The 21,314-nt window shown below is 45.5% G+C and carries 16 protein-coding genes and 3 tRNA genes; 14 read left to right on the top strand and 5 right to left on the bottom strand.

Annotated elements, in window-relative coordinates:
- Positions 1-12 precede the first annotated feature (12 nt).
- A complete protein-coding gene (locus K0H61_RS11365) occupies positions 13-1,257 on the bottom strand; it encodes an MtrB/PioB family outer membrane beta-barrel protein (RefSeq protein WP_220049352.1) in 1,245 nt (414 codons plus the stop codon).
- 568 nt (positions 1,258-1,825) lie between these two features.
- Here K0H61_RS11365 and K0H61_RS11360 point away from each other — a divergent pair.
- The 3 genes from K0H61_RS11360 (at position 1,826) to glnS (ending at position 6,382) form a co-directional block, all read left to right on the top strand.
- Positions 1,826-2,065 (top strand): FeoA family protein, encoded by a 240-nt coding sequence (locus K0H61_RS11360; RefSeq protein WP_007647118.1) that lies wholly within the window; start codon positions 1,826-1,828, stop codon positions 2,063-2,065.
- Positions 2,058-4,352 (top strand): Fe(2+) transporter permease subunit FeoB, encoded by a 2,295-nt coding sequence (feoB, locus tag K0H61_RS11355; protein WP_220049350.1) that lies wholly within the window; start codon positions 2,058-2,060, stop codon positions 4,350-4,352. Before K0H61_RS11360 ends, feoB begins: the two co-directional genes overlap by 8 nt.
- 359 nt (positions 4,353-4,711) lie before the next feature.
- Entirely contained in the window at positions 4,712-6,382 is a 1,671-nt protein-coding gene (gene glnS / locus K0H61_RS11350) for a glutamine--tRNA ligase (protein WP_220049349.1), read from the top strand.
- A gap of 150 nt (positions 6,383-6,532) precedes the next feature.
- Here glnS and K0H61_RS11345 read toward each other — a convergent pair whose 3' ends face one another.
- Entirely contained in the window at positions 6,533-7,129 is a 597-nt protein-coding gene (locus K0H61_RS11345) for a Yip1 family protein (RefSeq protein ID WP_220049347.1), read from the bottom strand.
- Positions 7,130-7,406: 277 nt separating this feature from the next.
- Between K0H61_RS11345 and miaE the strand changes: the two genes are divergently transcribed.
- Positions 7,407-8,204, top strand: coding sequence for a tRNA isopentenyl-2-thiomethyl-A-37 hydroxylase MiaE (miaE, locus tag K0H61_RS11340; protein ID WP_220049345.1), 798 nt, complete (start codon positions 7,407-7,409; stop codon positions 8,202-8,204).
- Positions 8,205-8,265: 61 nt separating this feature from the next.
- Here miaE and K0H61_RS11335 read toward each other — a convergent pair whose 3' ends face one another.
- Both K0H61_RS11335 and K0H61_RS11330 read right to left on the bottom strand, forming a co-directional pair.
- Positions 8,266-8,985, bottom strand: coding sequence for a UDP-2,3-diacylglucosamine diphosphatase (locus K0H61_RS11335; RefSeq protein WP_220049343.1), 720 nt, complete (start codon positions 8,983-8,985; stop codon positions 8,266-8,268).
- A 9-nt stretch (positions 8,986-8,994) separates the two neighbouring features.
- Positions 8,995-9,489, bottom strand: coding sequence for a peptidylprolyl isomerase (locus K0H61_RS11330; RefSeq protein WP_220049342.1), 495 nt, complete (start codon positions 9,487-9,489; stop codon positions 8,995-8,997).
- Positions 9,490-9,629: 140 nt separating this feature from the next.
- Between K0H61_RS11330 and cysS the strand changes: the two genes are divergently transcribed.
- Entirely contained in the window at positions 9,630-11,009 is a 1,380-nt protein-coding gene (cysS, locus tag K0H61_RS11325) for a cysteine--tRNA ligase (protein ID WP_220049340.1), read from the top strand.
- A gap of 82 nt (positions 11,010-11,091) precedes the next feature.
- Here cysS and folD read toward each other — a convergent pair whose 3' ends face one another.
- Positions 11,092-11,946, bottom strand: a complete 855-nt coding sequence (gene folD / locus K0H61_RS11320) for a bifunctional methylenetetrahydrofolate dehydrogenase/methenyltetrahydrofolate cyclohydrolase FolD (RefSeq protein WP_220049338.1) — start codon at positions 11,944-11,946, stop codon at positions 11,092-11,094.
- Between the two features lie 254 nt (positions 11,947-12,200).
- Here folD and K0H61_RS11315 point away from each other — a divergent pair.
- The 9 genes from K0H61_RS11315 (at position 12,201) to K0H61_RS11275 (ending at position 21,312) form a co-directional block, all read left to right on the top strand.
- Positions 12,201-12,277 (top strand) — tRNA-Pro (locus K0H61_RS11315).
- Between the two features lie 115 nt (positions 12,278-12,392).
- Positions 12,393-12,469: transfer RNA gene (locus K0H61_RS11310), tRNA-Arg, on the top strand.
- A gap of 9 nt (positions 12,470-12,478) precedes the next feature.
- Positions 12,479-12,554: transfer RNA gene (locus tag K0H61_RS11305), tRNA-His, on the top strand.
- 260 nt (positions 12,555-12,814) lie between these two features.
- Entirely contained in the window at positions 12,815-14,119 is a 1,305-nt protein-coding gene (gene tig / locus K0H61_RS11300) for a trigger factor (RefSeq protein WP_220049337.1), read from the top strand.
- A gap of 91 nt (positions 14,120-14,210) precedes the next feature.
- Complete coding sequence (clpP, locus tag K0H61_RS11295; RefSeq protein ID WP_220049335.1) at positions 14,211-14,819, top strand: ATP-dependent Clp endopeptidase proteolytic subunit ClpP; 609 nt, start codon at positions 14,211-14,213, stop codon at positions 14,817-14,819.
- 99 nt (positions 14,820-14,918) lie between these two features.
- Positions 14,919-16,199 carry an ATP-dependent protease ATP-binding subunit ClpX gene (gene clpX, locus K0H61_RS11290; RefSeq protein ID WP_220049333.1) on the top strand — a complete coding sequence of 427 codons (1,281 nt, stop codon included), beginning with the start codon at positions 14,919-14,921 and terminating at the stop codon, positions 16,197-16,199.
- A 131-nt stretch (positions 16,200-16,330) separates the two neighbouring features.
- Positions 16,331-18,688 (top strand): endopeptidase La, encoded by a 2,358-nt coding sequence (lon, locus tag K0H61_RS11285; RefSeq protein ID WP_220049332.1) that lies wholly within the window; start codon positions 16,331-16,333, stop codon positions 18,686-18,688.
- A 261-nt stretch (positions 18,689-18,949) separates the two neighbouring features.
- Positions 18,950-19,222 carry a nucleoid-associated protein HU-beta gene (gene hupB / locus K0H61_RS11280; protein ID WP_220049330.1) on the top strand — a complete coding sequence of 91 codons (273 nt, stop codon included), beginning with the start codon at positions 18,950-18,952 and terminating at the stop codon, positions 19,220-19,222.
- Positions 19,223-19,446: 224 nt separating this feature from the next.
- The gene (locus K0H61_RS11275) at positions 19,447-21,312 is read left to right on the top strand and encodes a SurA N-terminal domain-containing protein (RefSeq protein ID WP_220049328.1); all 1,866 of its coding nucleotides are present in this window, start codon (positions 19,447-19,449) and stop codon (positions 21,310-21,312) included.
- The last annotated feature ends 2 nt before the right edge of the window (positions 21,313-21,314 follow it).

Below are 21,314 nucleotides of genomic sequence, written 5' to 3'. Positions count from 1 at the left end.
ATTGATGGGGATCTACATTTGGTAGCTCAATGTCAAACCAAGAAATTGAGCGTTATTTTCTTGATTGATTTCATTACGTTTTAACTGGCTAGGTGACATTTCAGAATTGGGGTTTTGATATTGCCAATGTGAAGAGTGTGACTTTTCTATCAACCAGTCGAATCTTAGCTTGAGACTGTTGCCAAACTGGTATTTGGCGTAGGCATTGAGATTGTGTTTATGGTTAACAGCGTCGAGAGAGTAGTTTGCTGCAGTTTCGAGACGCTCAATCTCATAGCCTCCATCGGAATAGCGGTAATCCAAACCCAGATTTAGCCGCTCGGTCATCACATTTTGATAATTAATGCTTGCGCCAAGCATTGTTGAGGCGTCTGAAATTAGACTGTCGCTTCGTTTGATATTAGAAATAAAAGGGTTTTCCAATATAGATAGCATTTGCCATTTTTTATCGAGGTAATAATTAAGGCTCAAATTTTCCGATATAGGAAAGAGTCCTGCGATGTTAACGCCCTGGTAGCTTGCTTGCGTTGACGCAGTTAGGCTGGGGTCATAGTCTTCTTCAATCTGATAAAAATCTAAACCAATCAGAATCCTATCGTGATTGTAGCCAGCGTGCACAATGAGCTTATGCTCATTAAAGTCGTTTAATTTGGCGTAGCGTTCCTCATGTGTTTGAAATGCAAATTGATTGCTGGCAACGTTTACATCAGTAGTATCTGTCGTGCTAACCTCGCCCTTTACCCATCCTGACCAAGAGGGTGAGAAACGGTAATTCAATTTAGTAACATAGGATGTACCGAAAAGCGGAGTTCTATTGGCCGATAGTTTGATATATTCGAGTTGCTCGAAACCCATTTTTACATTGTCATTGCTTGGAGATGGATTTTGGGCTTCAGGGTAAAGGTGACGATTGGCTGACTGTGGGGTCTTTACAAATCCTTGCAAATAACTGCCATCAGCGGTGACCCAGCTCGAAAGAGTTACAGGCAATAAACTACTTTCTTGGGAGGTTAGCTGTTGCAGATTAAATTGCGAATCGAAATTATGGAGCTGATTTTGCGGAGTTAATTGAGTTTGATTGGGGATAAGATATTGGCACTGCAAGCAGTTATTAGTCGAGATTGTAAGGCTTGTTGTATTTGAAGCCGTTGAAGCAAAATCTAAAGCTTGGCACGGAGTAATTAGGCCCGAGACGACTATGGTCACGATGGCGATGTTAATACGTTTCATTGAAAGATGAATCGCTGTAGTTAACATTGTTCTACCCTAATCATTTATTTTTAGAATTGTGCATGTTCTATCTGTTTGCCTATGCAAACTCACCTTGAGTCTAAGCGTGTATGATGTGCAATCACCCAACATAGACGTCGCAAGAACGGAACATCCCTTTTGGGGATAGTTGTAAGGATTATGTCTGTTTTATTGGGTTTTAGACTGAAATGGATTCTGCACTTGATACATAAATCAATACTAGGACAGTCGTACAACATCTGCTTAACATATTTCGTGTTTTTAATCGGAGTATCTGATTTAAGTCGTTACTAACTTAGTAAAAGTGGCTGATGAGTCGACTCAATTTTGTCCAATTACAAACCAAATTTCCCTTCACAATGGGTTAAAAATCACCTGAATGCGCTTTAGGAATTTTTTATTTTCAGTAGGGCGTTTATTCATTGGGATTTTTATCACATAATACCCAACACAATTGAAAACTATTATCGTTACCAGTTAAAAAGATTGATCTAGGTAAAATTATTAGCTCAATCACTTCGTTAGAATAACGACAGTTTTTCAAGCTGAAGCTGTTACTAAGGTAGAAAACGTAATGAAGTTAAGCGAACTTAGCCCGGGTGATCGCGGCATTATTTCTGAAATCGGGCGTTTGGATCTGCCGCAGACAGTTAAGCGAAAATTATTATCTATGGGGATTACCCCAAACACACGATTTGCTTTGATTCGACGTGCACCAATGGGCTCAGGTTTAGAGCTGGATATTCGTGGTAGCAAACTTTGTATGCGCAGAGACTTGGCAGATATTATAGAGGTGGAAAAGGCGAATGACTAAGCAGTTTCATTGCGTCACTGTCGGCAATCCCAATGCGGGCAAGTCGACACTCTTCAATGCGCTCACAGGTGCAAATCAACAAGTAGGAAACTGGTCTGGGGTGACTGTCGAAAAGAAGACGGGTCACTTTACCCTAAATGGTGCCGATGTTTACCTCACTGACTTGCCAGGTATTTACGATCTTCTTCCAGCTGGGAATAGTTGTGATTGCTCCCTTGATGAGCAAATTGCCCAGCAGTATTTGGCCGAACAACGTGTCGATGGCATCATTAACTTGGTTGATGCAACGAATATCGAACGCCACCTCTATTTAACTGCACAGCTACGTGAATTAGAAATCCCCATGGTGGTGGTGCTCAATAAAATTGATGCGGCCACCAAGCGCGGTATTCGTGTCGATATTCACAAGATGAGCCAAGAATTGGGCTGCCCTGTTATAGGTGTTTGTTCACGGGAGGCGGCTGACGTTGCTAAAGTGCAGGCTCAAGTGCTGGATTTGCTTCAAGGTCGTGTATCTGAAGCACCATTAATCCTCGATTATGACCCACAAATTGAAGCGGGTGTGCAAATGCTTTGCGCTAAGGATGCTGAACTTAGCCGCGGACGTGCTTTGGCCATGCTTGGCAATGGTTCAGGTTGTGGTAGTTGTAAAAACGCCCAGTTACAACACGAAGTGAATAGCTGCACTCAGCAGATTGCACAGCAAGGCCATGATATTGAAGTACTGGTGGCGACAACGCGCTTTGATTTTGTTGAGCGTGTATTCCGAGGTTCGGTAAACGAAGATGGATTTCAGACATTAAGCGATAAACTCGATAAATTAGTGCTGCATCCTATTCTCGGTATTCCGGTGTTTTTGTTTGTGATGTATTTGATGTTTATGTTTAGCATCAATATCGGTAGCGCCTTTATCGATTTCTTCGATATTTCAGTGGGGGCACTGCTAGTTGACCACTTAGGGGCATTCTTAACCGATATTGGTTCCCCTGCTTGGTTAGTAACATTACTCGCTGGTGGTGTGGGTCAAGGTATTCAAACGGTATCGACCTTTATCCCTGTAATCGCGGCGTTATTCCTAGGCTTATCTATTTTAGAAAGCTCAGGCTACATGGCTCGCGCAGCATTTGTGGTTGATGGACTCATGCGCCGCATTGGTTTGCCGGGTAAAGCTTTCGTCCCTATGATTGTTGGCTTTGGTTGTTCAGTTCCTGCGATTATGGCCACCCGAACCTTAGGCAGTGAGCGTGAACGTATCGTTACCGGCATGATGGCACCGTTCATGTCCTGTGGTGCACGTTTACCTGTATATGCGTTATTTGCTGCAGCCTTCTTCCCCGATTCAGGCCAAAACCTCGTATTCCTGCTATATGTTATCGGGATTTTTGCGGCAATTGGTACGGGTCTATTACTGCGTAATACTTTATTGCCAGGAACGAGCAGTGCAGTAGTTATGGAGCTACCAAGCTACGAGCTGCCTAAGTTTAAGGCGGTAATGGTTCGAACTGGCAAACGTACTAAGAGCTTCATTCTTGGTGCGGGTAAGACTATTGTCCTCGTAGTGACCATGCTGAATTTTGTGAATGCTATTGGCGTTGACGGTACCTTTGGCCATGAGGACAGCCAAGAGTCGCTGCTCAGTGTCACTAGCCAAAAGATTACTCCCATTTTTGCACCTATGGGTATTGAGCAGGAAAACTGGCCTGCTACTGTGGGTATTATCACGGGAATATTTGCCAAGGAAGCCGTTGTCGGAACGTTAAATAGCTTGTATACCGACGCGAGCCAAGATGATGATGGACTGACGCCATTATCCGAAAGTTTCAACGAAGCCTTAGCGACCATTCCTGCTAACCTCTTTGGGTTAGATTTAGAAGATCCGCTGAAAATCTCTGTGGGTGATGTATCCAATACTGAGGTTGCCGCTGAGGAACAGGGTGTTGAAACCTCAACATTTAGTGCGCTGCAATCGGGCTTTACTACTAAGATAGCGGCATTTTCTTATCTGCTATTCATCCTACTCTATACCCCGTGTGTGGCTGCAATGGGCGCATTAGTAAACGAATTTGGCTCACGCTGGGCAACCTTTGCTGCGACTTGGACCTTCGCTTTAGCCTACGGCTCGGCAACGGTGGTATACCAAGGGGCAACCTTTAGTTCGCATCCATTGCAATCTAGCCTGTGGATCGGCTTCTTTGTAATAGCTTTGGTGATTTTCTACCAATGGCTTAAACGTAAAGGGCGCCGTACTCAGCAGATTATCCCAGGGATCAGGATTATTACCGAGTAGCAATTTCGAAGTATAAACAAGTGGTGACTGAGCAAATAATGTCAGCTCAGTCGGCATAGAGATAAAAGCAGCTTTTATGGCTGCTTTTATTGTTTTACTATCCCAGCATTTTCGACATTTAAGCATATTGTTTCGACAGGGCTGTTTAGGTTTGCATCGAGTTTTATCTGTATCTGCGCAAAATGCATTTGCCAAGTGCTAATATTTTCAGTGTTAAGCGCCTGTTTAAAAAACACCCTTAAATGTCATTATACCTAGCGCCATTACATAGTTTTTGGCTTTGGGCATTGTAACTGGCACAGATCTATAGGATCATGCTAGTTTTGTTAAAATAGCCATTGTTCGCAAAGAGGAATTCCATGAGTCATGTGGACACTGAAGTACGTCCGAGTAACTTTATTCGTAACATCATCGATGAAGATCTGAAAAGTGGTAAGCACTCCAGTGTGCAGACCCGTTTCCCGCCTGAGCCAAATGGCTATTTGCATATTGGTCATGCTAAATCTATTTGCCTAAATTTTGGTATTGCCCGTGATTACCAAGGATTGTGCAATCTTCGTTTCGATGATACCAACCCTGAAAAAGAAGATATCGATTATGTTAACTCGATTCAGGAAGACGTACGTTGGTTGGGATTCCAGTGGGATGGTGACGTTCGTTATTCATCTAACTATTTTGACCAGTTACATCAATATGCGGTTGAGCTGATTAACAAAGGTTTAGCTTATGTTTGTTTCTTAAATGCAGAAGAAACCCGCGAGTACCGTGGCACTTTGAAAGAGCCAGGAAAGAACAGTCCGTATCGCGATACACCTGTTGAAGAAAACCTGCGTTTATTTGAAAAAATGCGCTTAGGTGAATTCAAAGAAGGTGAGTGTGCACTGCGTGCCAAAATCGATATGGCATCGCCATTTATCTGTATGCGCGACCCAGTGATTTACCGTATCCGTTTTGCTCACCATCACCAAACCGGTGACAAGTGGTGCATTTATCCAATGTACGACTTTACTCACTGTATTTCGGACGCTATTGAAAACATCACTCATTCTCTGTGTACCTTAGAGTTCCAAGATAACCGTCGTCTGTACGATTGGGTGCTGGATAACTTAGATGATTTTCAAGCGCCAAATCGAACCCGTCAGTACGAGTTTTCACGCTTGAATCTCGAATACACGTTAATGTCGAAGCGTAAACTAAACGATCTTGTTACCCGCAAATTGGTTTCTGGTTGGGATGATCCACGTATGCCAACGATTGCTGGCCTTCGCCGTCGTGGTTACACGCCAGCCTCTATCCGTGAGTTCTGCCAACGTATCGGTATCACTAAGCAAGAGAATATGGTTGAAGTGGCCATGCTCGATGCTTGTATCCGTGAAGAGCTGAACGAGCACGCGCCGCGCGCGATGGCGGTATTGCGTCCATTGCGGGTGGTAATTGAGAATTACCCAGAAGGTCAAATCGAGACCATTCAAGCTGCTTCACACCCAAGTGATGAAAGTATGGGCAGCCGTGAATTAGCCTTCGGCCGTGAACTGTTTATTGATGTGGCAGATTTTAGAGAAGAAGCCAACAAGCAATACAAGCGCTTAGTCACGGGTAAAGAAGTGCGTCTGCGTAATGCCTATGTCATTAAAGCTGATCGTTGTGATAAAGATAGTGAAGGTAATATCACTACGGTTTATTGTACCTATGACGCCGATACTCTGGGTAAAAATCCAGCAGATGGCCGTAAAGTTAAGGGTGTTATTCACTGGGTTGAAGCAACTACCGCTAAACCTGCTGAGTTCCGTTTATATCAACGCCTATTTACCGATCCAAATCCGGCGGCCGCTGAGACCGTGGATGAAGTGCTAAACCCACATTCACTTGAGGTGGTACAAGGTTTAGTTGAGGCAAGCCTAGTAAATGCACCTGCTGAAAAAGCGTACCAGTTCGAGCGTGAAGGTTATTTCTGCGCCGATAACAAAGACTCTTCAGCCGAGCATTTAGTATTCAACTTAACAGTGGCTCTACGCGATTCTTTTGAATAACAGGTGTTGAAATAACACGTTTAGTGAGTTGTTAGGAAAACGGCTTTCGAACAACAAAAAGAAGACCCGTAGGGTCTTCTTTTTTTATCTGTGTTATTTGCTCATAGCGGATGCCCGTAATGAATTTGGTCAGAGCAATGTCAGTTCGGATTATTGGTACATAGGACCAAAGCCGATGCTCCACAGAATGACACTCGATGCCATTAATCCAACCAACAGAACTAATCCCGCCGTCACCATTGAGCTGGCATAGATAAAGCCTTTCTCTTCAGGGATGTTCATTATGATGGGGACACCCGCATACAGCAGGTATACCGAGTAGGCTAAACCAACCAAACCAACAACCATAATAAACCATAGTACAGGGTATAGCGCGGCGATGCCCACCATAAACAGCGGTGTAGCCGTGTAAGACGCAAGCTCAAGAGCTTGGGTAGGTGTAGGTTGTGCATCAAAGGTTTTTGCCATCCAATAGGCAAGATAGGCGAGGGCAAACACGCCACCGATTAGGCCGAAATACATGCCCACCGACATATACATTGCACTCAGCGGCGTGAGGTAAATTGGTTCACCAGCGCCAGGATTCCACCCAATGTAGGCGGTGGCAATAAAACTACAGACGGAGGGAATTAACGCGATAATTAATACATGGGTGAGGCTGCTCTTAAGCGCCTCGTGATTCTGTTCTATCGTGTGCCACTCTTGTTTTGGATGAGTGTACAACCCCATTAAGTGATTCAGTATCATTCTAGTTATCCTTGTTCAGCATTGATGTTTGCTCGCCAAACAACAGACGAGCTGTAGCAGCTCCACAGTCGAGTTAAATGGCTCTCCAAAATTTAACGCCAGACTGGTTCCCATAAAGACTTCGAGGCTACCCAAACAAGGCCTCATATCTTGAGGGTGTAGGTTATATATTGAACAAAAAGCCCTCTGCGTCAAGTTTACTGCAGCCTAGCGCTATAGCTTAAAGATAACTTGGCGTAAAATAAGCCGATATTGATTAGATGATATTGAGTAACCTATGCAGCAATTATTAGCTCCCGTACATGCGTTTTTGCGTTGTGAAACCCCGCGAACTTGGATTGAGGCCGCGCGGGACCCATCTTCGTTAAATGAGCTATTGATTGATCATTGTAATTGCGAGCTAAAGGCGGCGCAGACGGCGATGTTCCTGCTAAGACGTTATGCATTAGATAAAGACAGTGGTCAGTCATTGCTCACTTGGGCAAAACCTTACGAAGAGTTCGTGTACTTAAAAGATAGGGATATTGAGCAGTTTCTAGCACGGGACGTAAAGAAAAATGAGCTAGTCGCTAATTTACAACCTAATCCGCATTTTACCTACGCTCAGGATTTAATTCCGCCGTTAATTCGTTTAATCAAGGAAGAGTTTCATCATTTCGAACAAGTGCTCGAGCTGATGCACGCGCGAAATATTTCTTACCAAAATATTCGTGCAGGGCGTTACGCGAAAGGGATGATGGGTTTTGTCACTACCCATGAAAAGCACATTTTACGGGATAAGTTGATTGTCGGTGCTTATATCGAAGCGCGCTCCTGTGAGCGTTTTGCTAAACTTGCACCCTATTTAGATGCAGAGCTTAGTAAGTTCTACGTGTCCTTATTACGCTCTGAAGCACGTCATTTCGAGGATTATCTTAAGCTTGCTCAATTGGTCTCGAGCGAAGATATCAGTGAACGAGTGGCTTATTTGGGTGAGAGAGAAGCCGAGTTGATCCTAGCGATGGATGAAGAGTTCCACTTCCACAGTGGCCAGCCTGCTATTAAGGAAGAGTGCATGGCACAGGGCCTAAGTTAACGAAAACTAAGATATATTGACCATCAACAGAATAAGCAGCTCTTAATGGTCAATAGCTTTCTTAACTAGCTCGAAATGGAAGGCTTTTTAACTGAATCCCATCGGCATGTATGCTAAGTACGCTGCCTTGTTCATACCAATCCCCTACCACAATCCGTTTACAGCCATTATCTAACTCATGGATGGCGGGTCTGTGGGTATGGCCATGGATCATCTGCTTAGTATGGGTTTTCGCAAATAGGTCGTTCACCGCGCTGGGCTCAACATCCATAATCACATAGCTTTTTTGCTTATTGCTAGTCTGACTATTACTGCGGATTTTATTGGCAATGGCCTGGCGCTTCTTTTTTGGTAAACAGCTATAAAGCCAGCGGGCAAAACTAAAACTGCGAAGTTTACGAAAGCGTTGGTAGGCAATATCCAGGGTACACAGGCTGTCGCCGTGTAGGATAACGGTTTCAATACCGTATAAATTCAAGCAACTGACTTCAGGCAGCATTTGCATACCAGCAGCTTTAGCAAAGTGTTTACCTAGCATAAAGTCACGGTTGCCATGGATAAAATAGACAGGGAGTTTTTGTGAAACCTTTTTAAGCTTTTGTGCCAGTTCGAGGGCAAAGGGCGCGGCTAAATCGTCACCCACCCAAACCTCAAATAAATCACCAAGAATATAGAGGGCGTCGGCATCATCAAGCTCGGTCTCGAGAAAATGAGTAAATGCTTGGGTGATATCGGGGCGATCGGCACTTAAGTGCAGATCGCCAATAAATAAGGTTCGCATCCTAAGGAATTAGGCCGCTACGCTGACTTTTTCAATGATAACGGCTTCTAATGGCACATCTTGGTGCATGCCACGGTTGCCAGTGCTCACTGATTTGATTTTTTCAACGATATCCATGCCTTCAATCACTTCACCGAATACACAATAACCCCAACCTTGCATGGTTTCAGATTTGAAATCTAAGAAGGTGTTGTCGTTCACGTTGATGAAGAACTGAGCAGTGGCAGAGTGTGGATCTGAAGTACGCGCCATGGCGATAGTACCAGTACGGTTCGATAAGCCGTTGTTGGCTTCGTTCTTCACTGGCTCGTGGCAACGTTTCTGGCTCATTTCAGCGGTAAAACCACCACCTTGGATCATAAAGCCGTCAATTACACGGTGGAAAATAGTGCCGTCGAAGAAACCTTCGTCAACATATTTCATAAAGTTTGCCACGGTTAACGGTGCTTTTTCGGCATTCAGTTGCAGTTTAACGTCGCCAAAATTGGTGTGTAATGTGATCATGATTTTATACTCTCCGTAAATAGTGGCGCGATTCTAACTTATCTCGGATTGCGCGCAAAGGGCAGTATTCAAAACCTGCTTCTACATGGTAGACTGACCCCTTGATTTTACACTTGAATCTATCGTTAAAGAGAATACCGATGTTGAAGATTTACAACAGTATTACCCGCCAAAAACAGGAATTTAAGCCAATTACTCCCGGAAAAGTAGGGATGTATGTATGTGGTGTGACCATATACGATCTCTGTCATATTGGTCATGGTCGTACTTTTGTTTCCTTCGATATGATCGTTCGTTACCTGCGTTACGCAGGCTATGAGGTCAATTTTCAGCGCAATATTACCGATGTTGACGATAAAATCATCAAACGCGCCAATGAAAATAACGAAAGCTGTGATGCATTAACCGAGCGTTTAATTGGCGAAATGCACCGAGATTTTGATGCGCTAAATATGGTGCGTCCAGATTTTGAGCCGCGTGCGACGTTGCATATTGCTGAAATCATCGAGATGGTTGAACTTTTACTCGAGCGTGGCCATGCCTATGTTGCTGCCGATGGTGACGTGCTGTTCAGCGTGGCTTCATACCCAGAATATGGCCGTTTATCGGGCCAAAACCTCGATCAGCTGCAAGCCGGCGCCCGCGTTGAGGTTGACGAAAATAAACAAAATCCAATGGATTTCGTGCTCTGGAAAATGTCTAAGCCGGGTGAACCTACTTGGGAATCGCCATGGGGACCGGGTCGCCCTGGGTGGCATATCGAATGTTCAGCGATGAACAGCAAACACTTAGGCTTACATTTTGATATTCATGGCGGCGGTTCCGATTTACAGTTCCCGCACCACGAGAATGAAATCGCCCAGTCATGCTGCGCCCACGATACGCCGTATGTTAACTACTGGATGCACACCGGTATGGTGATGGTTGACCGTGAGAAGATGTCTAAATCCCTCGGTAACTTCTTCACTATCCGTGATGTGTTAGGCCACTATGATGCTGAAACCGTGCGTTATTTCCTGCTGTCGGGGCATTATCGTAGTCAGCTGAATTACTCAGAAGAAAACCTCAAACAAGCCCGTGCCGCACTCGAGCGTCTATACACAGCCATTAAAGATGTCGACATGACAGTTGCTGCCGCGCCAGCAGAAGAATTTGTGGCTAAGTTCAAGGCGGCAATGGATGATGATTTTAATACGCCAGAAGCCTACTCAGTGCTGTTCGACATGGTGCGTGAAATCAACCGCCTGAAAACTACCGATATGACGCAGGCGTCTGCCATGGCGGTTGCCATGAAGCAACTTGCCGATGTACTGGGTCTGTTAAGTCAAGATCCGGATGCTTTCTTTAAAGGTGAGGGCAGTGATGATGAAGTGGCGGAAATCGAAGCCCTGATCGTTGAGCGTAACCGTGCTCGCGCTGAAAAAGATTGGCCAGCAGCCGATGTGGCCCGTAACCGCTTAAATGAGTTAGGTGTCGTCCTAGAAGATGGCCCAAGCGGTACGACTTGGCGCAAGAAATAATCCCATCGCCTAAGTTTGATTCTCGTAAACAATAAAAAAACCTGCCAATGGCAGGTTTTTTTATACTTGCGGAACTTAGAACCTAGTCGTGGTATTGCTCAGCGGCATAAAGGGTGTTTTCAAGCAGACTGGCAATGGTCATTGGGCCAACACCACCAGGCACAGGTGTAATAAAGCTAGCGTTTTGTGCTGCCACTTCATATTGCACGTCACCTACCAGGGTGCCGTTATCTAGGCGATTAATACCTACGTCAATCACGATAGCGCCGGGTTTAATCCACTCTCCTGGGATAAAGCCTGGTTTACCCACCGCGACCACCACTAAATCCGCTTGACGAATTTTTTGTTCAAGGTTTTTAGTGAAACGGTGGCAGGTGGTTGTGGTGCAACCTGCTAGCAGTAATTCCAGTGTCATTGGACGGCCAACGATATTCGATGCGCCAACGACAACCGCATCTAAACCGTAAGTGTCAACACCTGTCGATTTGATAAGCGTCATAATACCCATTGGGGTGCATGAACGTAGTACTGGAATACGCTGGGCTAAACGGCCCACGTTGTAGGGGTGGAATCCGTCAACGTCTTTGTCGGGACGAATGCGCTCGATAACCTTTGAATCTTCGATATGCGCTGGCAGTGGCAGCTGCACCAGAATACCGTCGATGCTGGGATCATCATTTAGCTCGTCAATCAGGGCGAGCAGCTCTGCTTCAGTGTAACTTGCGTCTAAATCATATGAGCGAGAGATAAATCCGACTTCTTCACAGGCTTTACGTTTACTTCCAACATAAACCTGAGATGCAGGATCGGCTCCCACTAAAATGACGGCTAAACCCGGAATGCGAAGTCCGGCCTCTTTGCGGGCTGTTACTTTTTCGCTGAGTTTAGTGCGGATGGATTGAGCAATCGCCTTGCCGTCGATTATTTGGGCTGTCATGGGTGTAGGATATCCTTTATATGGGCGATGGTTAAAACGTTCTAACACAGAGATTGGCAATCGGCGGCTATTTTATCAGGGCATGGCGGGTGTGTCATGGTTAAAGCCGTGACCCATTGGATAAAAAAAAGCGTATTCGCCTGATAATTCAGCATCTAGTGACAATGATTAAAAAAATCGTTGACGGGTTTAAAGTGAGGGGCTAAGATGCGCTCCGTTCTCAGGCAGATGTATTCCTTTGCTAAGAGACAATTCGGTGATTAGCGCAGTCCGGTAGCGCATCTGGTTTGGGACCAGAGGGTCAGAGGTTCGAATCCTCTATCACCGACCAATTTATATTATTGGCTCATTAAATTCATCATGAACTAGAATGAGCGGGTAATAGGAATAGCTTAGATAAAAAGTTATTCCGCCTAGGTTAGGATACAGTAGATTCTGTAAACCATGCGCCCGTAGCTCAGTTGGATAGAGCATCCGCCTTCTAAGCGGATGGTCGCAGGTTCGAATCCTGCCGGGCGTGCCAGTTTCAGTGGTGATTGTAGCTCAGTTGGTAGAGTCCCGGATTGTGATTCCGGTTGTCGTGGGTTCGAGCCCCATCAGTCACCCCATTATTCGTACAGCATGTACAAATTAAAAAAAGCGACCAGAGGTCGCTTTTTTTATGCCTCAGATTCGGCCGTAGAGGCTCGACTCTGCACAAAACGGTGGCTATAATGTCGCGTCTTGATAGATATCAACTAACAACGACTAGTGCCAAAGCCAATAGCGGTGGGCATTGTAGTCAAATTTAATGATCAAGAAACGAATACGTGAATAGTTGATGACTCGGCTATTACAAAGGACGTTAGACAAATTTCGAGGTAAAACAATGCAAGTTTCTGTTGAAGCAACACAAGGCCTAGAGCGTCGCCTGACCATTTCTGTTCCTGCTGAACAAATTGAAAAACTGGTTAAAGACAGTTTACAACGTGAAGCTAAGCGTGCTCGTATCCCAGGTTTCCGTCCTGGCAAAGTGCCTGTAACTGTAATCAACAAACGTTATGGTGCTGCAATTCGTCAAGACATCACTGGTGAAGTGATGCAACGTAACTTCATCGAAGCAATCATCGCTGAGAAGTTAAATCCAGCTGGCGCACCTACTTTCGTTCCTGGTGCAACTGACGGTGACAAATTCGAATTCGTAGCAACTTTCGAAATCTACCCAGAAGTCGAATTAAAAGGCTTAGATGCAATCGAAGTTGAGCAACCAAAAGCCTCTGTTACTGATGCAGACGTTGACAGCATGATTGAAACGTTACGTAAGCAACACGCTACTTTCGCTGCTGTTGAGCGTGAAGCTGCCGATGGCGACAAAGTGAAAATGAACTTTGTTGGCAGCGTTGACGGTGAAGAATTCGAAGGCGGTAAAGCTGACGACTTCGAACTTCAATTAGGCAGCGGCCGTATGATCCCTGGTTTTGAAGCGGGTATCTTAGGTCACAAAGCCGGTGAAGAATTCGTTATCGACGTGACATTCCCAGAAGAATATCACGCTGAAAACCTGAAAGGTAAAGCGGCTAAGTTTGCTATCACTTTAACTGAAGTGTTAGCCGCTAACTTACCAGAAGTTAACGATGAATTTGCTTCTCTGTTCGGTATCGCTGAAGGTGGTTTAGACGCACTGAAAGCTGAAATCCGTAAGAACATGGTTCGTGAACTTGAGCAAGCGTTAAAAGCTAACGTTAAAGACCAAGTGATCACTGGTTTATTAGCTAACAACGAAATCGAATTGCCAAAAGCATTGATTGACAGCGAAGTTAACGTTTTACGTCAACAAGCGATGCAACGTTTCGGTGGCCAAACTGCCAACATGCCAGAATTACCAGCTGAGCTGTTCATCGAGAACGCGACTCGCCGTGTAAAAGTGGGTCTGTTATTAGGCGAAGTGATCAAGACTAACGAACTAAAAGCGGAAGACGAGCGCGTACAAGCGTTGATCGCTTCTATGGCTTCTGCATACGAAGATCCAAGTGAAGTTGTTGCCTACTACAACGGCAACAAAGAGCTGATGCAAAACATGCGCAACGTTGCTTTAGAAGAGCAAGCGGTTGAAGCACTGTTAAAATCTGCAAAAGTAACTGAAAAAGAAGTCGCTTTTGAAGAATTTATGAACAAGGCTACTGGTCGCGCATAAGCTTAGCTTGACTTAATCGGCTGTTCGCCATTTATAATGGCTCGTATGAGGCTCACCTCATGCGAGCCATTTTTATTTAGGGAAATGAATAATGCATAATGCGTCAGACATACAAAGTGCTTTAGTGCCCATGGTGATCGAACAGACTGCTAAAGGTGAACGCTCATTCGATATTTATTCTCGTCTGTTAAAAGAGCGAATTATCTTCTTGGTGGGTCAAGTTGAAGAGCACATGGCGAATCTGATTGTGGCGCAGTTGCTATTCCTCGAGTCAGAAAGTCCAGATAAGGATATCTTCCTTTATATCAACTCACCAGGCGGTTCAGTCACTGCGGGTATGGCGATTTACGATACCATGCAGTTTATCAAGCCAAACGTAAGCACGGTTTGTATTGGCCAAGCAGCAAGTATGGGGGCATTCCTACTGGCTGGCGGTGAGAAGGGCAAACGTTTCTGTCTGCCAAACTCACGCGTGATGATCCACCAACCACTGGGTGGCTTCCAAGGTCAGGCCTCTGATATCGCGATTCATGCCCAAGAGATTTTAGGTATCAAGCACAAGTTAAACTTGATGCTGGCCGAGCACACGGGTCAACCGCTCGAAGTGATTGAGCGTGACACTGACCGTGACAACTTTATGAGTGCAACCCAAGCGGTTGAATACGGTTTAGTCGATGCTGTGATGACTAAACGCGACTGATTTTTGCCTTTGACTGGGCTATGCTCTTAAAAGCGTGGCTTGGTAAAAGACGAGCAAGTTTAAGATAAGCAGTAGAGCAGACTGCAAATGAGGTAATGAATGGGCGACAACAAAAATAATGGTGACAGCGGTAAGTTGCTGTACTGCTCTTTTTGCGGTAAGAGCCAGCATGAAGTCAGAAAACTAATCGCTGGTCCCTCAGTATATGTGTGCGACGAGTGTGTTGAGTTATGTAATGACATCATTCGTGAAGAGATTAAAGAAATCTCTCCAAAGCGTGATCATGACAAACTGCCAACGCCACATGAGTTGCGTGCGCATTTAGACGATTATGTTATCGGCCAAGACAGAGCCAAAAAAGTGCTATCTGTTGCGGTATACAATCACTACAAACGTCTGCGAAATTCCTCTCCAAAGGATGGCGTTGAGTTAGGTAAGAGTAACATTCTGCTGATTGGTCCAACCGGTAGCGGTAAAACGTTGCTGGCTGAAACCTTAGCGCGTTCACTTAATGTGCCTTTCACAATGGCGGATGCGACTACCTTAACTGAAGCTGGTTATGTGGGTGAGGATGTTGAAAACATCATCCAGAAACTGCTGCAAAAGTGCGACTACGATGTTGAGAAGGCCCAGCGTGGTATCGTCTATATCGACGAAATCGACAAAATCAGCCGTAAATCTGACAACCCTTCAATCACCCGTGACGTATCGGGCGAAGGCGTTCAGCAAGCTTTACTTAAACTGATTGAAGGCACAATCGCGGCAGTCCCTCCACAGGGTGGTCGTAAGCACCCTCAGCAGGAGTTTTTGCAGGTTGATACCTCTAAGATCCTGTTTATCTGTGGCGGCGCCTTTGCAGGCCTTGAGAAAGTGATTGAGCAGCGTGCTCACGTCGGTTCAGGCATCGGCTTCGGTGCTCAGGTGAAAGGCGAGAAGGATAAGATCACTATCTCTGAGACCCTGTCTCAAGTTGAACCTAGCGATTTAGTCAAATACGGTTTAATTCCTGAGTTTATTGGTCGTTTGCCCGTGGTTGCGACGTTAACTGAACTTGACGAAGAAGCTTTGATTCAAATTCTGTCTCAACCTAAAAACGCGCTCACTAAGCAATACGGCGCGCTATTTGAGATGGAAGGCGTGGAGCTTGAGTTCCGTGAAGACGCTTTAAAAGCGATCGCCCAAAAGGCGATGTCCCGCAAGACCGGCGCTCGTGGTCTGCGTTCAATCGTTGAAGGTATTTTACTCGATACTATGTACGACATTCCATCGATTGAAGGTGTTGCCAAAGCGGTTGTTGATGAGTCCGTGGTCAATGGTGAGTCTGCACCTATCCTGATTTATGAGCACAATGACGCGCAGGCAGCTTCAGGCGAACAATAATTGTACGCTTTGCTAATAAATTGAAAATCAAGGAGTCCAATGGGCTCCTTTTTTTATTTTGCCCATTGAAACGAAACTAAGCGCCCCAATATACTCCTTATTAATCCTATTCATTTAAACGGAATCGAACTATGACCTTAGAGCGTGAAGCGCATATCGAACTCCCCGTGCTGCCACTGAGAGATGTGGTGGTATACCCCCATATGGTTATTCCGTTATTCGTAGGCCGTGAAAAATCCATTCGTTGCCTCGAAACGGCCATGGCCCAGGATAAACAAATTATTTTAGTGGCTCAGCGTGATGCTGAGTTAGATGAGCCCACCAAGGACGATATCTTTGATGTGGGCACAGTGGCGTCAATTCTGCAACTGCTTAAACTGCCAGACGGTACCGTTAAAGTATTGGTTGAAGGTGGTCGCCGCGCCCGAATTAACCGCTACACCCAAGAGAAGGAATTCTTTGTTGCTAAGGCTGAGTATTTAGAATCTGAGCCACTAGAAGATAAAGAAGAAGAGGTGCTCGTTCGCAGCGCTATCGGACAGTTTGAAGGCTATATCAAGCTGAATAAAAAAATCCCGCCTGAAGTATTAACGTCACTTTCCGGCATCGATGAAGCTGCGCGCCTTGCAGACACTATGGCGGCACATATGCCACTTAAACTTGAGGATAAGCAATCAGTCCTTGAGATGACGAATGTCGGTGAGCGCCTAGAATATTTAATGGCGATGATGGAATCGGAAATCGACCTACTGCAGGTTGAGAAGCGTATCCGCACCCGCGTTAAAAAACAGATGGAAAAGAGCCAGCGTGAGTACTATCTGAATGAACAGATGAAAGCCATCCAAAAAGAACTGGGTGACTTAGACGAAGGCCACGATGAGTTCGAAGCGTTAAATCGTAAGATTGAAGATGCCAATATGCCAAGCGATGCCAAAGAAAAGGCGCTGGCTGAGTTGAATAAATTACGCATGATGTCGCCAATGTCCGCCGAAGCCACTGTGGTTCGAAGCTACGTGGACTGGATGACCTCTGTGCCTTGGAGTCAACGTTCTAAAATCAAACGCGATTTAGCAAAAGCCCAAGAAGTATTGGATACCGACCACTATGGCCTCGAGAAGGTCAAAGACCGCATTCTGGAATACTTGGCAGTGCAGAGCCGTGTTCGCCAATTAAAAGGCCCCATCCTATGTTTAGTGGGACCTCCAGGTGTGGGTAAAACTTCTTTAGGCCAATCGATTGCTAAGGCGACTGGCCGTAAGTATGTGCGCGTGGCACTTGGCGGCGTGCGTGATGAAGCGGAAATTCGTGGTCATAGACGTACTTACATTGGTTCTATGCCGGGTAAAGTGATTCAAAAAATGGCTAAAGTGGGCGTTAAAAACCCATTATTCCTGCTCGATGAAATCGACAAAATGAGCTCAGATATGCGTGGCGATCCAGCGTCAGCCCTATTAGAGGTGCTTGACCCTGAGCAAAACGCGACGTTTAACGATCATTACCTCGAAGTCGATTACGACTTATCGGATGTGATGTTCGTGGCAACCTCTAACTCAATGAATATCCCAGGTCCGCTTTTAGATCGTATGGAAGTCATTCGTTTGTCGGGTTATACCGAAGACGAAAAGCTTAATATCGCAAAACAACATTTGCTAACTAAGCAAATTGAGCGTAATGGCCTTAAAGCGAGTGAAATCACAATCGATGATAGCGCGATAGTGGGCATTATCCGTTACTACACCCGTGAAGCAGGTGTGCGTGCGTTAGAGCGTGAATTATCTAAGATTTGCCGTAAGGTCGTGAAAATGATCCTGCTCGACAAGTCAATTAAGTCGGTCAGTGTGACGGCGGATAACTTAAAGTCATTCCTTGGCGTTCAGCGCTTCGACTATGGGAAAGCGGAGTCGAACAACCAAATTGGCCAAGTGACGGGTCTTGCGTGGACTGAAGTGGGCGGCGATCTACTGACTATTGAAGCAACCTCAGTTCCTGGCAAGGGCAAGTTGACGTACACAGGATCGCTTGGGGATGTGATGCAGGAGTCCATCCAAGCGGCAATGACCGTAGTTCGTGCCCGCGCCGAGCAATTAGGGATTAACGCGGACTTTTACGAGAAGCGTGATATCCATGTGCATGTGCCTGAGGGAGCAACACCAAAAGACGGTCCATCCGCAGGTGCTGCAATGTGTACTGCCCTGGTGTCGAGCTTAACCGGTAACCCAGTTCGCGCCGATGTGGCGATGACAGGTGAAATTACCTTACGTGGTGAAGTATTACCTATCGGTGGTTTAAAAGAGAAACTGCTGGCAGCGCATCGCGGTGGCATTAAATTGGTCCTCATTCCAAAAGAAAACGAGCGCGATCTGGAAGAAATTCCTGCCAACGTGATTGCCGATTTGGAAATTCGCCCAGTTCGTTGGGTCGATGAAGTGTTAAAACTGGCCCTTGAGAGACCCGTGGAGGGCTTTGAAGTGGTTAAAAACTTGGCATAACGCAAGAAAATGCGCTATCACGCTAAAAAAAATGAAAAAAGGGGCTTAACAAACCGCAGACCTGTGGTAGCCTAGGTCTGTGGAGAGTCAGTTGCTCCAATCCCTTGGGGCAACTGGCTTTGAGCTGTAATCCAGTTTTATTTATTTGGTTTTCCAACTCAGCTTGAACTTTGAATTCAAGCTTGTTATAAAAGCCTCCGCTGACCGCTCTAAAGACGGACTTGGTTGCGGCGCTAAAAAAATTACATTCAAGGGGATGACATGAACAAATCTGAACTAATCGAGAAAATCGCTTCTGGTGCTGATATTTCTAAAGCCGCTGCAGGCCGTGCACTGGATTCTTTTATCGCTGCTGTGACCGAAGGTCTGAAAGATGGCGATAAAATTTCTCTTGTTGGTTTTGGTACTTTTGAAGTGCGTGAGCGCGCAGAGCGTACTGGTCGCAACCCACAAACGGGTGAAGAGATCAAAATCGCAGCAGCAAAAATCCCTGCTTTCAAAGCAGGTAAAGCTCTGAAAGACGCTGTCAACTAATATTGATATCGTGGCCTTTGTAAGGCATTCGTAAGCAATAAGCACTGTTTAGACAGTGCTTTTTACGAATTGAAAGTAATGGATTATGTAAGGTTTTCACCCATTACTCGGGGTTTTAGCACTTACCATTGGTAGCGTCTGAATAATCCCCATAAATTACAGAAAGGCGCATCTCAAATCGATGCGCCTTTTTATTTTGTTAATCGCAACAAGCGAGAAATCTGATGTTAGAAAAGATCCGCGAAGGTTCGCAAGGCGTGATTGCTAAGGGCATTCTCGTACTTGTGATTTTATCTTTTGCATTTGCAGGCGTAAGTAGCTATTTAGGCTCTACAACCGACGTTCCTGCCGCAGAAGTCAATGGTGACGTGATCACTAAAGCCGAGTTAGAACAAGCTTACCAGAGTGAACGTGCTCGTATGGAGCAACAACTCGGTGAGATGTTCGCTGCGCTAGCTGCTGACGAAAAATATCTAGAAAGCATAAAGCAGAGCGTACTCGAGCGTTTAGTGGCGGACAAATTAATTGACCAAGCCGCCACTGCCATGGGATTACGTATCTCCGATGAGCAAATTATTGCGGCGATCAAAACGGAACCGGCTTTCCAAACCGACGGTAAATTTGATAATGACCGTTACCAAGCGATTTTGCGTCAATTGGGTTATCAGCCAACGACGTTCCGCAGCATGATGCGTGTTGATATGACTCGTCGCCAGTTAACTGCGGCATTAGTGGGCACTGAGTTCGTACTGCCAAGTGAAGCTAAGCAATTAGCAGAGCTACAAAATCAAACCCGTGATATTCGTTATGTAGTGGTCGATTCAGCGCCGTTCTTAGCAAGTGCAACAGTGACCGATGAGCAAGTTAAGAGCTACTATGATGCAAACCAAGGCCAATTCATGAGCCCTGAGAAGGTGAGCTTAGAGTATGTTGAGCTTAATGCGGCTGACTTTGCCAAAGACAGCAAAGTGACTGACGAAGAAGCGCAAACTTATTACGATGAGCATAAGACACAATATGTTTCGAGTGAAAAACGTTTAGCGGCCCATATCTTAGTGACGTCAGGCAGCGATGACGCAGCTGCTAAAGCAAAGGCTGAAGATTTGGCTAAGCAGTTAGATAATGGTGCGGACTTTGCTGCGCTGGCTAAAACCAACTCTGAGGATACCTTAAGTGCAGAGCAGGGGGGTAAATTAGACTGGTTCGAACCGGGTGTGATGGATCCAAGCTTCGATGAAGCCTTATTTGCGCTGCAAAAGGATGCTCACTCTGGCGTGGTTAAAACCGACTTCGGTTTCCATATCATCAAGCTGTTAGACATTCAGCCAGGTACCACAGTGCCATTTGCTGATGTAAAAGCGAAGATTGTTGCTCAGCTGCAAGACAAAAAAGCGGTTGATCAATTTTACAGCTTACAAAGTAAGTTAGCCGATACCAGCTATGAAGTGCCTGATACTTTAGCTGAAACCGCTAAAGCGGTAGGTGTTGATATCAAAACTACGCCACTGTTCTCACGTGATGATGTGCCCACGGCACTGAATAAGCCTGATGTAGTGAAAGCGGCATTTTCAGATGCAGTGATGTTGCAGGGGTTAAATAGTGAAGTTTTAGAACTTGAACCAAACCACGTTGTTGTTATCCGTGTGAAAGAACATCACGACGCAGGTACGCTGCCATTCGGTGAAGTTAAGGCAGATATCAGCGAGCGTTTAAAGCAAGATCAAGCGAATGAAGCTGCTCGTGCTAAGGCTCAGGAACTTGTTGCTCAGGTAAAAGCAGGTGCCAGCGATGTGACCTTAACAGCTAAAGCCAAGTTAGCTCGCGGCGAACGTGAAATAGATGCATCTATCGTTGGCAAGGCCTTCCAAATGCCAACACCAGCCTCCGGTGCTGTGGTTGACACCGTTGCACTGGCTAATGGTTATGCGGTTGTTGCTGTAGACAAAGTGAATGCTGCGGAGTCGGTGAGCGATGAATTAGTGAACGGCCTGAAACAACGCCTAGTTTCCCAATACAGTGAAGCGGACTACCGCGCGCTGATTGAGTCTCTCAAATCAACTGCTAAGGTTGAGTATCCAGTAGAAGGCTAATT

The sequence above is a fragment of the Shewanella acanthi genome, from assembly GCF_019457475.1.
Lineage (GTDB): Bacteria > Pseudomonadota > Gammaproteobacteria > Enterobacterales > Shewanellaceae > Shewanella > Shewanella acanthi.
Note: the sequence above shows the minus strand (reverse complement) of the source record. Positions and strands in the feature narration are given on the sequence as shown.

Bases quoted from the DNA above. Each gene is read 5' to 3' on its own strand.
- K0H61_RS11365 (WP_220049352.1), bottom strand. From the start codon at position 1,257: ATGTTAACTACAGCGATTCATCTTTCAATGAAACGTATTAACATCGCC.
- K0H61_RS11360 (WP_007647118.1), top strand. From the start codon at position 1,826: ATGAAGTTAAGCGAACTTAGCCCGGGTGATCGCGGCATTATTTCTGAA.
- feoB (WP_220049350.1), top strand. From the start codon at position 2,058: ATGACTAAGCAGTTTCATTGCGTCACTGTCGGCAATCCCAATGCGGGC.
- glnS (WP_220049349.1), top strand. From the start codon at position 4,712: ATGAGTCATGTGGACACTGAAGTACGTCCGAGTAACTTTATTCGTAAC.
- K0H61_RS11345 (WP_220049347.1), bottom strand. From the start codon at position 7,129: ATGATACTGAATCACTTAATGGGGTTGTACACTCATCCAAAACAAGAG.
- miaE (WP_220049345.1), top strand. From the start codon at position 7,407: ATGCAGCAATTATTAGCTCCCGTACATGCGTTTTTGCGTTGTGAAACC.
- K0H61_RS11335 (WP_220049343.1), bottom strand. From the start codon at position 8,985: ATGCGAACCTTATTTATTGGCGATCTGCACTTAAGTGCCGATCGCCCC.
- K0H61_RS11330 (WP_220049342.1), bottom strand. From the start codon at position 9,489: ATGATCACATTACACACCAATTTTGGCGACGTTAAACTGCAACTGAAT.
- cysS (WP_220049340.1), top strand. From the start codon at position 9,630: ATGTTGAAGATTTACAACAGTATTACCCGCCAAAAACAGGAATTTAAG.
- folD (WP_220049338.1), bottom strand. From the start codon at position 11,946: ATGACAGCCCAAATAATCGACGGCAAGGCGATTGCTCAATCCATCCGC.
- tig (WP_220049337.1), top strand. From the start codon at position 12,815: ATGCAAGTTTCTGTTGAAGCAACACAAGGCCTAGAGCGTCGCCTGACC.
- clpP (WP_220049335.1), top strand. From the start codon at position 14,211: ATGCATAATGCGTCAGACATACAAAGTGCTTTAGTGCCCATGGTGATC.
- clpX (WP_220049333.1), top strand. From the start codon at position 14,919: ATGGGCGACAACAAAAATAATGGTGACAGCGGTAAGTTGCTGTACTGC.
- lon (WP_220049332.1), top strand. From the start codon at position 16,331: ATGACCTTAGAGCGTGAAGCGCATATCGAACTCCCCGTGCTGCCACTG.
- hupB (WP_220049330.1), top strand. From the start codon at position 18,950: ATGAACAAATCTGAACTAATCGAGAAAATCGCTTCTGGTGCTGATATT.
- K0H61_RS11275 (WP_220049328.1), top strand. From the start codon at position 19,447: ATGTTAGAAAAGATCCGCGAAGGTTCGCAAGGCGTGATTGCTAAGGGC.